General features: G+C 61.3%; 13 protein-coding genes. 6 read left to right on the top strand and 7 right to left on the bottom strand.

The genetic code is table 11. The annotated features are described in order from the left end of the window. Position 1 precedes the first annotated feature (1 nt). The gene (locus DOU54_RS02350) at positions 2 to 724 is read right to left on the bottom strand and encodes a response regulator transcription factor (protein ID WP_113730421.1); all 723 of its coding nucleotides are present in this window, start codon (positions 722 to 724) and stop codon (positions 2 to 4) included. A 1-nt stretch (position 725) separates the two neighbouring features. Next, positions 726 to 1,961 carry a GAF domain-containing sensor histidine kinase gene (locus DOU54_RS02355; RefSeq protein WP_004437637.1) on the bottom strand — a complete coding sequence of 412 codons (1,236 nt, stop codon included), beginning with the start codon at positions 1,959 to 1,961 and terminating at the stop codon, positions 726 to 728. A gap of 303 nt (positions 1,962 to 2,264) precedes the next feature. Between DOU54_RS02355 and DOU54_RS02365 the strand changes: the two genes are divergently transcribed. From DOU54_RS02365 to recX, 6 genes are all read left to right on the top strand, one after another. Further along, positions 2,265 to 3,281 carry an ABC transporter substrate-binding protein gene (locus DOU54_RS02365; protein ID WP_004437634.1) on the top strand — a complete coding sequence of 339 codons (1,017 nt, stop codon included), beginning with the start codon at positions 2,265 to 2,267 and terminating at the stop codon, positions 3,279 to 3,281. A gap of 90 nt (positions 3,282 to 3,371) precedes the next feature. Then, positions 3,372 to 4,835: an ATP-binding cassette domain-containing protein gene (locus tag DOU54_RS02370; protein ID WP_100911341.1), complete on the top strand. Its 1,464-nt coding sequence runs from the start codon at positions 3,372 to 3,374 to the stop codon at positions 4,833 to 4,835. Continuing rightward, positions 4,832 to 5,773, top strand: coding sequence for an ABC transporter permease (locus DOU54_RS02375; protein WP_113730422.1), 942 nt, complete (start codon positions 4,832 to 4,834; stop codon positions 5,771 to 5,773). Before DOU54_RS02370 ends, DOU54_RS02375 begins: the two co-directional genes overlap by 4 nt. Next, positions 5,770 to 6,717 (top strand): ABC transporter permease, encoded by a 948-nt coding sequence (locus DOU54_RS02380; RefSeq protein ID WP_113730424.1) that lies wholly within the window; start codon positions 5,770 to 5,772, stop codon positions 6,715 to 6,717. The genes DOU54_RS02375 and DOU54_RS02380 overlap by 4 nt, the downstream gene beginning before the upstream one ends. Positions 6,718 to 6,749: 32 nt before the next feature. After that, complete coding sequence (locus DOU54_RS02385; RefSeq protein WP_006698128.1) at positions 6,750 to 7,670, top strand: SMP-30/gluconolactonase/LRE family protein; 921 nt, start codon at positions 6,750 to 6,752, stop codon at positions 7,668 to 7,670. Between the two features lie 62 nt (positions 7,671 to 7,732). Then, positions 7,733 to 8,323 (top strand): recombination regulator RecX, encoded by a 591-nt coding sequence (recX, locus tag DOU54_RS02390; protein ID WP_112416433.1) that lies wholly within the window; start codon positions 7,733 to 7,735, stop codon positions 8,321 to 8,323. 2 nt (positions 8,324 to 8,325) lie between these two features. On the opposite strand, the gene DOU54_RS02395 is transcribed toward recX, so the two are convergent. From DOU54_RS02395 to DOU54_RS02415, 5 genes are all read right to left on the bottom strand, one after another. Next, entirely contained in the window at positions 8,326 to 8,724 is a 399-nt protein-coding gene (locus DOU54_RS02395; protein ID WP_044459488.1) for a c-type cytochrome, read from the bottom strand. 98 nt (positions 8,725 to 8,822) lie between these two features. Beyond that, positions 8,823 to 9,350 carry a DUF992 domain-containing protein gene (locus DOU54_RS02400; RefSeq protein WP_004437608.1) on the bottom strand — a complete coding sequence of 176 codons (528 nt, stop codon included), beginning with the start codon at positions 9,348 to 9,350 and terminating at the stop codon, positions 8,823 to 8,825. Positions 9,351 to 9,599: 249 nt separating this feature from the next. Beyond that, a complete protein-coding gene (locus DOU54_RS02405) occupies positions 9,600 to 10,409 on the bottom strand; it encodes an ATP-binding cassette domain-containing protein (protein WP_113730552.1) in 810 nt (269 codons plus the stop codon). Positions 10,410 to 10,443: 34 nt separating this feature from the next. Next, on the bottom strand, positions 10,444 to 12,408 hold the full coding sequence (gene fhuB / locus DOU54_RS02410; protein WP_113730426.1) for a Fe(3+)-hydroxamate ABC transporter permease FhuB: 1,965 nt from the start codon (positions 12,406 to 12,408) through the stop codon (positions 10,444 to 10,446). Further along, positions 12,405 to 13,307 (bottom strand): iron-siderophore ABC transporter substrate-binding protein, encoded by a 903-nt coding sequence (locus tag DOU54_RS02415; RefSeq protein WP_022563410.1) that lies wholly within the window; start codon positions 13,305 to 13,307, stop codon positions 12,405 to 12,407. Before DOU54_RS02415 ends, fhuB begins: the two co-directional genes overlap by 4 nt. Positions 13,308 to 13,334 lie beyond the last annotated feature (27 nt).

The following is a 13,334-nucleotide window of genomic DNA, read 5'->3' on the forward strand; positions in this document are numbered from 1 at the left end:
GTCAGCGGCCTCCCACCCATTCCGCCAGTTCGCGTTCGGCCTTTTCCAGCGCGCTGTAATTCAAAAGCTTGCGCAGGAATGCGACGGTAACGGCGCGGGTTCTAAGATTATACCGGCCTTCCGCCTCGTCATCGCCGGCCGCCTGATGCACGTTCAGCTTCTCGTAGAGACTTTGCAGACGGTTCTGCACGCTGCGCAGCGACAGGTTCCGCCGGCGCGCAATCGCCTTATCGGTAAGTCCAAGCGCGACATCGACAAGAATTTCATATTCGGAATCGGTAAAGCCATGCGCCTTGCCGAGGCTCTTCTCCTGCAGGCCGCGCACTTCCCGGTCGATCACACATTGCGCCTCGATGAAGATGCTGCGAAGGGCCAGCCGCAGGCGATCATCGGAGGCGGATTTCAGCACATAGCCATAGGCGGCACCCTCAGGCACGATGCGGGAAACGCCACGTACATAGGCCTCGTCGGAATAATTGGACCAGAACAGGATGCGGGTATCCGGCCTTTCCTTCCAGATGGTGCGGGCCGCCTCGATGCCGTTGCGCTCGTTCATCTGCAAGTCCATGACGATATGGGCGGCGCGATTTTCCCGCGCCAGCTTTTCGCCGGTTTTGCCGTTTGCCGCCTCCAGCACCTTGTCGCATTCCGGCAGGGCGGCTCTTACCGCCTCGTTCAGATAGGCCCGGTGCAGGGCATCATCCTCAACGATGAGCACGTCCATGTCACATCTCCTCCCGAAAATTGAAAGCGCCCGCAGGCAGGGTGACGGTGATGCAGGTACCCGCCCCATCACGGTTGCCGCCTCTGTCGAACCGGGCAGAGATCAGCCGCGCCCGCGTCTTCATGTTGCCCATGCCTAGACCGCCGGGGGCACCACTGTCACCGCCGCCATTGCCGTCATCGCTCACGGTCACCCGCAACCCGCCGTCGATTGCGGCCAGTCTCACGGCAATCGTTTCGGGCTGGGCATGGCGAATGGCATTGTTCACGGCCTCCTGCACGATGCGGAAGAGCGATATGGCCACCGTCTTGTCCAGCCTTTCAACCAGCCCCTCCGTCTCGTCCTTCACTGACCAGTCGATAGCGCATCCGCTGTCGCGCACGGAGCGGTCCACATAGGTCTCGATGGCTTCAACGACGCCGAACAATTGCAGGATCGAGGGTTTCGCCTCCTCGATGATCTCGCGTAGATCCTGCATGCAATGCTGCAGGCTGCGCACCACCGGCTCCAGCATCTCGCCGGAAATATCGGGAGTGTGGCTCATGCGCTCGATACGCCGCGCAAGCCGCGTCAGGTCGGCTAGGGTCTGGTCATGCAGGTCCATGCCGATGCGCTGCCGCTCGGCCTCCAACGCTTCCGTCAATTGCAGCGCGCCGAGGCGCAGGCCTTCTTCGCGGGCATTGGCGCGCGCCTCCTCGATGGCCGAGCGCTTGGCCTGTTCAGCCGCACGAATGGCGTAGAAATAGGGCGCCAGCAAATCCGCAACGGCGCGGGCATTGGTGACATCTTCCATCGTATAGGCGTTCGACTGGTGCGAGGAGCAACTGAGCGCACCGATGATGTCGCCATGCACCTTCATGGGGACATGCAGGCGGCTGTGCAGGCCAAGTTCGATGATGGGGCTAGAAAATGACCCTTCGAAATGAAAGCGCGGATCGGAACAGGCGTCGCCGCTTAAAAGATATTCGACCGAGCCCGACAACAGCGACCGGATCGGGCTTCCGGTGAGAAGTGCGGGCGGCTGTCGGCTCCAGGCGCTGACCAGACCGCTCTCATAGGCAATGTGATACTTGTCATCCAGCTGCTTGATGCAGACATCCATGTGATCATGCGGGATGATATGGCTGATCTCGGTTGCGACCGCCTGAATGATGGCATTAAACTCCAGCTGCCCGGCGAGCAGCCTCGAAATGCCCATATAGTGATGAAAAAGAGCGCTTTTCGGCGTATCCAGCATGTGCGGACGCCCTCCCAAGCGTCTGCCTCCAATCCCTGCGGCGAAGATTTAACCCATCGGGTCCGCATTCTTCATTCTGCGCCCGGCAGTGGCCTTTCGTCCTGCGGGTTCCCGCAAGCTTTATGCGGAAATCCGCAGGAAGATTGCCGCGATCCGCCTATACAAGCCAAATCTTCTTGGTCATTCTCGCTTCTACTGGGGAAAGGAGCTCCAGTGCAAAGGAATTCCGCCTGCCGCCGAGGAGATTTGCGGCGTGCGAGAATTCCGGGCTCGAAAAGGGCAAGCCACGAGGGAGGAAATCAAATGGCTTTCAGGAAGATGCTTCTGGCATCGGCCGCTGTCGCATGTGCAGCGCTGCCGATCACCGCTCATGCCGATACGTCGGCAAAAAAGATTGCGCTTTCAAACAATTACGCAGGCAATTCCTGGCGTCAGGCGATGCTGACCAGCTGGGACAAGATCACCAAGCAGGCGGTTGCCGACAAGCAGGTGGCCGCAGCTGACGCCTTCACGACAGCCGAAAACCAGGCGACCGAACAGGCGGCGCAGATCCAGAACCTGATCCTGCAGGGTTACGACGCCATCGTCATCAACGCCGCTTCGCCGACTGCACTCAACGGCGCGGTTAAGGAAGCCTGCGATGCGGGCATCACCGTCGTATCCTTCGACGGCATCGTCACCGAGCCTTGCGCATGGCGCATTGCGGTCGACTTCAAGGCCATGGGCGCAAGCCAGATCGACTACCTTGCCAAGGCCATGCCGAAGGGCGGCAACCTGCTCGAAATTCGCGGCCTGGCCGGTGTTTCCGTGGATGACGAAATCCATGCTGGTATTGTCGACGCCGTCGCCAAGAACCCGCAATTCAAGATCGTTGGTTCGGTCAATGGCGACTGGGCGCAGGATGTCGCCCAGCGCGCCGTTGCCGGCATTTTGCCAAGCCTTCCCGAGATCGCGGCCGTCGTAACGCAGGGTGGTGACGGTTACGGTGCGGCCCAGGCTTTTGCCGCCGCCAAGCGCCCGACGCCGACCATCGTCATGGGCAACCGCGAAGACGAGCTGCAATGGTGGAAACAGCAGAAGGATGCGAGCGGCTATGAGACCATGTCCGTCTCCATCGCACCCGGTGTTTCGACGCTGGCTTTCTGGGTGGCGCAGCAAATTCTCGACGGCAAGGATGTGAAGAAGGACCTGACGGTGCCCTTCCTGCGCATCGACCAGGCCAATCTCGAGGACAACCTCAAGAACACCCAGAAGGGTGGCGTGGCGAATGTGGAATATTCGCTTGAGGATGCCCAGAAGGTGATTTCCGCGGCGAAGTAACCCGCGGTTCCTACCTGATCCTGCGGCGCTTTCGAAGGAAGCGCCGCAGTGATGCCTACATTCAATTTCAGATCACTGGCGTAATTGCTCATGAATGACATCATCGAGGCGGAAGAAGTCGTCGCCGCGCGCGGCGTGAAGGTCGTGTTCGGCGCGGTCAGGGCGCTGGATGGGGCCGATCTCGTCATCCGCGCCGGGGAATGCCTCGGGCTCGTTGGCCACAATGGCGCAGGCAAATCCACCATCGTCAATGTCATCAATGGCGGGCTCACACCGCATGAAGGCTCCATTTCCTATCGTGGGAACCAGAACCGCCACGGCATAGCCGCTGCGCGTGCGAGCGGCGTGCGCTGCGTCTTTCAGGAACTCTCGCTCTGCCCCAATCTGACAATCAGCGAAAACGTCCGCATCATGCATGCTGCCATGAACGGGCGGAACTGGCGCGGGCGCGCTCTTTCCATGATCCGCCAGACGCTCGACGAGATTTTTCCCGGCCACGGCATCGATTGCGAACTGACGATTGCCGAGCTATCGATTGCAGAGAGGCAGATGGTGGAAATCGCCATCAATTTCTGCCGCACACCCGAAGCCCCGAGGCTGGTCATTCTCGACGAGCCGACATCTTCGCTCGACGCCGGCTTGGCCGAACAATTGATGGATTATGTCCGGCGTTTTGTGCGCACCGGCGGCTCCGTTCTGTTGATCTCGCATATTCTCGGTGAAATTCTTTCAACCGCCACCCGCATCGTTGTCATGAAGGATGGCCGCGTGGTGGCCAACCGGCCCGCCGCCGAATTCACCACGCGGACGCTGGTGGAGGCCATGGGCAGCGTCGTCAAGCCGCAGGACAGGCAAAAGGGTGAGAGCCGCAAGGCGGGCGAAAAGGTGCTTTCCATGCCGGCGCGCCGGGGCGAAGGCCTTGCCTTCGAGGCTTTCCGCGGAGAGATCATCGGCCTTGCCGGCCTCGGCGGACATGGCCAGACCGAAGCGCTTCTCGACCTCTATCTTGCCCGCAACAGCAGCTGGCTGCCGACGCGCAAGACCGATATCGCTTTCGTCGCGGGCGACCGCGGCCTCAACGGCACCTTCCCGCTGTGGAGCATCCTGAAGAACCTCTCCATCGCGTCGCTGCGGGATATTTCATCCGCGGGCATTGTGGACAGGAGCAAGGAGAGCGAACTGGGCGCGCAGTGGAAAAAGCGCATCGAAATTCGCACGCCCGACATGGGCAACAAGATCCTGTCTCTCTCCGGCGGCAACCAGCAGAAAGTGCTTTTTGCCCGTGCGCTCGCCACCACCGCCAGCACCGTTTTGATGGACGATCCGATGCGCGGCGTCGATATCGGCACCAAACAGGAGGTCTACGATATCTTGAGAACTGAAGCCTCTCACGGCCGCACCTTCATCTGGTACTCGACCGAGATGGATGAGATCCGTCTCTGTGACCGGGTTTATGTCTTCCGCGACGGCGCCATTCAGGCCGAACTCGTCGGCGACGACATTACCGAGCAGAATGTGCTGGCCGCTTCCTTTGCCGGAGAAGACCACGCATGAAACTTTCGGCAAACGCGCTCCGCCTCATCATTCCCGCCGCCTCGCTCGCCTTCCTGCTCGCCGCGGTCTTCTACATGCAGCCGCGTGCCATGAGCTATACCGGCTTGAACCTACTGTTCAATCTGGCAGTGCCGATTGCACTCGCCACCATTGCGCAGATGCTCATCATGTCGGTCAACGATCTCGACCTGTCGATGGGCACTTTCGTCAGTTTCTGCGCCTGCGTCACCGCCACCTTCCTGCAAACGACGCCATTCCTCGGTATTGCGATCTTTGCTGGGTCGATCGCGGTTTATGCACTGCTCGGCGCCATCATCCATATCCGCGCCCTGCCCTCCATCGTCGTCACACTGGGCATGAGTTTCGTCTGGGGCGGCCTCGCCGTGCTCATTCTCCCCTCGCCCGGCGGCCAGGCGCCTGCCTTCATCCGCACGCTGATGACGGCGAAACCGCCTTTCGTGCCGATCGCGATCGTCGCCAGTATCCTGATTGCGGTAATCGCCCATTATATCGTCATGCGCTCCTCGTTCGGCGTGTTGATGCGCGGCGTCGGCGGAAATTTCCGCTCTGTCGAGCGTTCCGGCTGGTCAGTCATCGGCATCCGCGCCGCTACCTTTGCGCTGGCCGGTTTCTTCGCGGTGCTCTCCGGTATCGCCCTCGTGGGCCTGACGACATCGGCCGACGCCAATATCGCGCTGCGCTACACGCTACTGTCGATTGCCGGCGTCATCCTCGGCGGCGGCGAATTCGTCGGCGGAAGAGTATCGCCCATCGGTGCCGTCATCGGCGCGCTGACGCTGACGCTTGCAGGCTCCTTCCTCTCCTTCATGCGCTTCTCGCCGGACTGGCAGATTGGCGCGCAAGGGGCAATCCTCATCATCGTGCTGGCATTGCGCATCCTGCTCAACCGTCTCGAAAAGCGGGAGAAAAACCAATGAACGGGCTCTCTTCCCTCACCAGAAAACCGTGGATATGGTCCTTCGCCGCAACCATTGCGGTGTGGATCATTACCGTGCTCTTCACTGGCGGCGCAAGCTCATTCGGCCTGTCGCACGCAGCACTCACCTTCGCGGCCTTTTCTGTCATCGTCGGCATCGGCCAGATGTTCGTCATCACGCTCGGGCCCGGAAATATCGACCTCTGCGTTCCCGCGACGATGACGCTGTCGGGGACGCTTGCCTTGAAGTTCATGGATGTATCGGACAGACTCATTCTGCCGGGATTGCTGATCGCCATCCTCATCGGTATCGCCATCGGCATCGGCAATTATGCCCTGATCAAGCTCCTGCGCATCCCGCCGATCATCGCGACGCTCTCCATGAGCTTCATCGTGCAGTCCATCGCCATCTGGTCGAACCGCGGCCTGCGCATCAAGCCGCCGGAAACATTGGCCACATTCGCCACATCGAGTTTTCTCGGCATTCCCAACGTCGCCCTGGTCGCCCTGCTGCTTTCCGTCATTGCATGGCTGCTGCTGGACCGCTCCTTCTACGGACGCTGGATTGCCGCCATCGGCCAGAGCACCTTCGCTGCCCGCATGACCGGCATTCCCGTGGATGGCGCACGCTTCGTCACCTACGTCCTCTGTGCGGTGCTGGCGGCAATTGCCGGTTACCTGCTCGCCAGCTTCTCCGGCGGTGCGGCGCTCAACATGGGCTCGGAATATCTGCTGATGTCCATCGCCGTCGTTGTCATCGGCGGCACGGCGGTGGCGGGAGGGGATTCCAACGTGCCCGGCATATGGGGTGCATCGCTCTTCATGTTCCTGGTGGTCTCGATGCTGAATACCTATGGTTTCGGCGCGGGCATCCGCCTCATCCTCACCGGTCTCATCATCATCTCCGTCATTCTTCTGGCGAGCGGCCCGAAGGCCACGCGCTGACCCCGAACGACAAGCCAAAGCGGACCACGCTCATGACCACAGACAAGACTTCACCTTACGAAATTCACGACGACCGTTTCCGCCACCTGATCGTCGGCAATGCCGAGCTGGAAGAGCTTTATTCGGGCTGCCGCTGGGCAGAGGGACCGGTGTGGTTCGCCGACCTGAACTGCCTGCTTTTCAGCGATATCCCCAATGAGCGCATGCTTCGCTGGGTGCCGGATGGCGGAATCTCGGTTTATCGCCAGCCCTCCAACTTCACCAACGGCAACACCCGCGACCGGCAGGGACGTCTTGTGTCCTGCGAACATGGAGGCCGCCGCGTCACCCGCACCGAGGTCGACGGCTCGATCACCGTCCTTGCCGATAGCTACGACGGCAAGCGGCTGAACTCACCCAATGACGTGGTGGTGAAATCAGATGGCAGCGTCTGGTTCACCGACCCGACCTACGGCATTCTGTCCGATTACGAGGGCTACAAGGCCGAGCCGGAGCAGAAGACCCGCAATGTCTACCGGCTCGATCCCGCTACCGGAAAGATCGACATCGCCATCGACGACTTCGTGCAGCCGAACGGCCTCGCATTTTCGCCTGACGAAACGAAGCTCTACATTGCCGACAGTTCCTACAGCCACGATGTCACCCGACCCCGCCATATCCGCGTCTTCGACGTCGTGGATGGCGTAAAACTCGCCAACGGCCGGGAATTCTGCAATATCGACAATGGCCTGCCAGATGGCTTTCGCCTCGACACGGCCGGCAATCTGTGGACGAGCGCCGGTGACGGCGTGCACTGCTTTGCGCCTGACGGCACACTCATCGGCAAGATCAAGGTGCCGCAGACAGTGGCGAACCTCACCTTCGGCGGGCCGAAAAAGAACCGCCTGTTCATCACCGCGACAAAATCGCTCTATTCGGTCTATGTCGCCGCAACCGGTGCACAGACACCCTGAAATCCGAAAACGCTGGTCTGGCAGGAAGTGGCAAGATCGCTTCAGAGCGCTATAATTGGCCCATGAGTGACGATTCCAACCTTTTCCTGACTGACGATATGGAGTTCGACGGCAAAGCCCCGGCCGTTGAACCAACCAGCCGCATGCTCTCCTGGGCACGCAATTCCGCTCTATACCGGCTGGAACAGCGCATGATGACGGAAAAGCAGCTGCGCGACGCCATCATGCGCAAGGCACGGGAAAAATTCGAGGATATCGGCGCCGCGCAGATAAAGGCGCTTGGCGATTTCGCGGTGCGTTTCGCTTATGAGATCAAGGCGCTTGACGATACAGCCTTTGCGGAAATCACCGTGCGAAGCGGGCAGCGCAGCGGCAAATCGAAACGGGGGCTGGCGCAAAAGCTGCAGCTTAAGGGGATAGACCGGGAGACCGCAGCCGTCGCCCTTCAGGAAACCAACGATCTGGTCGCAGCCATCAATTTCGCGCGAAAACGGGCTTTTGGCCCTTACCGTCGGGTCGAGCTTGATGAGAAGCGCAAGGCAAAGGAGTTTTCGGCATTTGCCCGCAATGGTTTTGGTTTCGAAATCGGGTCGAAGGTTATGTCGATGACGACGAAAGAAGCGGAAGATATTTTATCGGAAGCACCGCTCTGACGTTATTGCGGCAGCGGACGGGTTTTCAGATAAGCAATGAGATCGGCGATATCACTCTCGCTCCAGAGGCCGAAAAAGCGCATTGCATTTCCCGGGAGCGCCTTCTTCGGACTGGACAGAAATTTCTGCAACTCCTCCTCCGACCAAACCCTGCCTGCCGCTCCAGCATCCTTCAGCGCCTGTGAATAGTGGCTGTAGTCAGCGATAGATGCGATCGGTCTTCCGACCACGCCCATCAGATGCGGCCCCATGCGGGTGCGCGGCGCGTCGATGCTGTGGCAGGTGGAGCAGCGACTGAAAACCTTCTCGCCATGCGCAGCATCGCCTTCGGAGAAAGCGCCCGACGCCGGGAGGAGGATGAACGCGACCGCGGCCGCGACTTTTTTGATCGGGGACATCATACCCTTGATAATACAACGCCCTCTGCGTCTGACAACGAAGAGGGCGTGTTTTGTCATGCGACCTAATGCCCGGCTCTAGCCTCCGGGCATCAGCCGGATCAGTTCATGGCCGTCAGCGTCACCGAGGTGCCGGTGGCGGCGAGATTAAGGCCAACCTGGCCGGTCACGCTCACTGTCTGCAGCTGGATCGAGCCGGAAGTACCGCCGACGAGAACGTTCGTGCCAACGCCGAGACCGACGGTGACTTCAGCCGTTGCGCCCTGATAGAGGCCGCCAAGCGAACCGCGGTGGTAACCGGCGGTCGGGGCGAAAACGGCCCAGACCAGACGGCCCTGCGTGGTGAAACCAAGGTCAACGCCCATCTTGCGGATAGCGCCGCTATAATGGTCGGTACGACGTGCGCCGATCGTGGACTGGAAGGTGCAATCCAGTTCCTTGGCCGAGCCGAGAACGTAACCGACGCCGCCGCCGATATCGCAGGTGAGGTAACCGATCTTGACGCCGTTGCGATCGTCCTGCTCCTGCGGAGCCGGCTCGTATCGTGCAAGGTCGGCAGCGAGTGCGGATGCGGTTCCGCCAAGGCCCATCGTCAATGCGGCAAAAGTTACGGCAACAGCCTTTTTCATCTGATTATCTCCTGTTTTATTCCTACCCGCAGCAGCCCTTCTTGCCCTCTCCGGATATTGAATTCCGCACTGTTAACGTTTGTTCCCTGAAATCGATCCAAAACAACTTAATTGGAGGCGATGAAAGCCGAACGGTTAACAATGTCTGATGGCGGTAGGATGCCATTAAGACATTGTTAGGGCGGGAAATGCGTGCGGAATCACCATCAACAGCAAGCGTTTGGCGGGCGTGGTTCTGCAGCAACAACATCAGAGCGGCAGGGCCACGCGAAGGCCGGTGGCGGCGTGGGTCATCACGTCCATTCGCACGCCATAGATGCGCTCCAGCGTCTCCGGCGTCATGATCTCTTCCGGCGTTCCCCGGGCAATCAATCGGCCGGAATGCAGCGCGACGATCTCGTCGCAGAAGCGTGCCGCCATGTTGACGTCGTGCAGCACGACGATGACGCCAAGGCCTTTTTCACGCGACAGTCTCTGCACCAGCGAAAGCACCTCGATCTGGTGCGCCAGGTCGAGTGCCGAGATGGGTTCATCGAGAAGCAGGCTTTCGGCATTCTGGGCCACCAGCATGGCAAGCCAGACGCGCTGACGCTCGCCACCCGAAAGCGTATCCACCAGCCGGTCGCGGAAGGCAACGGTATCGGTAAGCTGGATCGCCTCGTCCACTTTTTCTTGATCCGCCTTCGTAAACTGGCCCAGCGCGCCGTGCCAGGGATAACGGCCAAGTGCAACCAGTTCCTTGGCCAGCATGCCGGAAGCGGCCGGCGTGTATTGCGGCAGATAGGCGAGCTTTCGCGCAAATTCCCGATCGCCCCAGGCGGCAAGCGCCTTCCCTTCGAAGGACACCCGGCCCGCCGTCGGCTCCTGTATCCGTGCGAGAATCTTCAGCAGCGTGGATTTTCCCGAACCGTTATGGCCGATCAGGCCGATGGTCTTGCCGGTCGCAAAACTGGCCGTCAGCGGCTGCAGCAATGTCCTGCCCGGCACTTCCATGGTGACGCCATCCAGAGAAAAAAGCGGCATGTCATCGTAACCGGCCGCAGGCACTGCCTGACCCATGCTTCTCATCTCCATACATCTTTCAAAAAATTCATCATCGCCTGCCTGAAAGCCAGATCAGATAGGGCGCGCCGGCAAGCGCCGCAAAAAGTCCGAGCGGCAGTTCATAGGGAAAGGTCACCGTCCGCGCGCCAAGATCGGAAAGCGCCATCAGCACCGCGCCGAACAGGAAGGAGGCGAAGAAATGGTCACGTGGCGTTGTGAAACCGGAGCGCAGCGCAATATGGGGCGCCATCAACCCGACGAAACTCAAGGGACCAACCAGCAGCGAGGCGGCACCGGTGGCAATGCCGGCCACGGCGATGACGGCGGTTCGCGCAGCGCCGAGCGGCAGGCCGAGGGAGAGCGGCACATCCCGCCCAAGCGGCAGGATCGTCAGCCAGCGCGTGGCCGATAACGCTCCCGCCAGAAGCACGATGGAAAGAACGGCGAGAAAGATCGCCGAAGCCGGCGTTGCCGTCGAACCCGAGCCGCTGAGCCAAGCGAGGATCTGCCATGCCCGCTGGTCGCCAATGGCAAGCAGCGCCGAAAGCACCGCCGAGCAGAACGAACTGACGGCAATGCCCGCGAGCAGTATCTTTTCCGGCGGGAGGTGTCTGCGCACGGCGAAGAAGAGCACAAGGATCATGACGACCGCCGAGCCGATGCCGGCGCCGCAAAACAGTTCCAGCAGGCCTGCTGCCGGAAAAATGGTGATGGCGACGGCAAAACCGAGGCCCGCACCGCCGCTGACGCCGATCACCTCCGGGCTCGCCATCGGGTTGCCTGTCAGTCGCTGCAAAAGAGCACCCGCCATCGCGAGAAGACCGCCAGCGGCCATGGCGGCCAGCAGCCGGGGCCAGCGGAACGGCAACAGGCTTTGCAGATCGTCCGCCTTCAGCATTTCCCAGCCATCCGGTCCCTTGCCGACGGCGAGTGCGGCAAACACCAGCACCGCCATGATGGCCAGTGCAGGCAGCAGGGACGCAAGCCGGCGTCTTGTCGCAAGCTCGACGCCTTCACCGCGCTGCACGTCTGTCGGCCGGATTTTCGGCAGGAGCCACAGAAGCAGTGGACCGCCGATCAGGGCCGTCACCGCTCCCGTTGGAAAAACTTCCGCCGTCGTGCTTGCCAGAAGCTGGACCAGACTATCGCAGAACCATAGAAGCAGGCCGCCGAGCAGCGGCGAAACGAACAGAACGGAAGACGAGCGCCGCACGCCCAGCGCCCGGGTGAGTGCCGGTGCGGCAAGACCGATAAAGCTGACGAGACCGACCGCAGAAGCAACGAAGGCGGCCAGCATGACGGCGACGGCCGCAACCGCGAGCCTGATCGAAAACAGCGATACGCCGAGCGATCGAGCACCAGAATCGCCGAGACCGAGAACCGTCAAAGGCCTTATCAGCAGGCCGGTCAGAACGAGCCCCGCCAGAAGCTGGCAGGTGAGAGACAGGGCGTTCGACCAGTCCTGCTGGCTAAGCGAGCCGCCGTTCCAGACCACCAGAGACATCAGATATTCGCCCTGCGCGAGCGTCAGCGCCGCGGAAACGGAAGCGGCGGTGATGCCGACCAGCAATCCTGACACCACCATGGTCACCGGCTCGAAGGAGCGCCGCCAGCCAAGCAGGAAGACAATACCCGCGGCCGCAGCGGCCCCGGCAAGCGCCACCAGGGCGCGGTTACCGTCCAGAACAGACGGAAAAAACAGGGTGGCGATGACGATGGCCAGTTGCGCGCCGGCCGAGATGCCGAGCGTCGAAGGATCGGCAATCGGATTGCGCAGCAATTGCTGGAAAAGCGCCCCGGACAGACCGAGCATTGCGCCCGCCAGAACGGAAACCGCCACGCGGGGCATCAGGCTGAAGGCGAAAATCACCTGATCCATCGACAGGTTGGCGGCATCGAACGGTGGACTGGGCCATGCGCTGAACGGCAGCCGGAGCAGCCCTGCATGCAGGGAGAGCCCGCATGCGAGAGCGAACAGCAGCCCCAGGACAATCTGGAGAGGGCGCGCCGTCACAGGGCTTCCCCCCGCACCGAAAGCGCTTCGGTCAGAAGCCGCGCAAAACGCATGCCGGCGGTGATGCCGCCATAGGGGGCGACATTGGCAAGCGTCACAACGCGGTTTTCCCGCACGGCAGGCAGTGCCCGCCAGATTGCGCTGTTGCGCAACGTTTCCCGTGCCTCGACCGGAATATCGGAGACGACGACGATGCGGGCATCCGGCGAGGCCGCGAGGTTTTCAATCGGGACCGGAGCCGCGAAAGTGAATTGCGAACGATCCACCCAGGCATTGGCGAGCCCCAGCCGGCCAAGAACATCCCCGAACATGCTGTCCGCGCCGAAAGCGCGAAAATGTCGCGCGTCGCCGATATTGATCACATAGGTCGGCCGCGCCGCAAATCCGGCGAGGCGGGTCCGCATGGCGTGCAGCGCCGCTTCCGTTTCACCCAGAACCCTGCGCGCCTCTTCGGCCCGCCCGAGCTTTTCACCAAGCGCCGTGACTGCCGCCAGCGCCTTTGCGAAAGGCGGCTCGCCCTTTACGTAAAAGGGCAACGAGAAGACCGGCGCGATAGCTTCAAGCCTGCCGGTGTAGCGGGTGTAGAAGGGCGAGATCAGAATGAGATCGGGTCGGGTCAGTTGCAGGAGCTCGAAATTCGGAGCGCCGCGCAGGCCGAGATCGGCGACGGTTTCCGGGATTTCGGGCTCCAGCGCACCCGCCCGGAACTGGATAAGCTCGGTCGCCGCCACCGGCATGACGCCAAGGGCCACGGCTGTTTCGAGCATCGCCCAGTCAATGGCGGCAATGCGCGGGGTCGACTGTGCCCGCGTCGCGCCAGCAAAGGCCGCAGCAGCGAGCAGGGCCAAAAACTCCCGCCGTCCCCAAACGGGAGACATCCATCGATCCTTGCGCGTCATGCCCCTGCTGCTTCACTTAGATGTGGC

It is taken from the genome of Agrobacterium sp. MS2 (assembly GCF_003261015.1).
GTDB classification, from domain to species: Bacteria; Pseudomonadota; Alphaproteobacteria; order Rhizobiales; family Rhizobiaceae; genus Agrobacterium; species Agrobacterium pusense.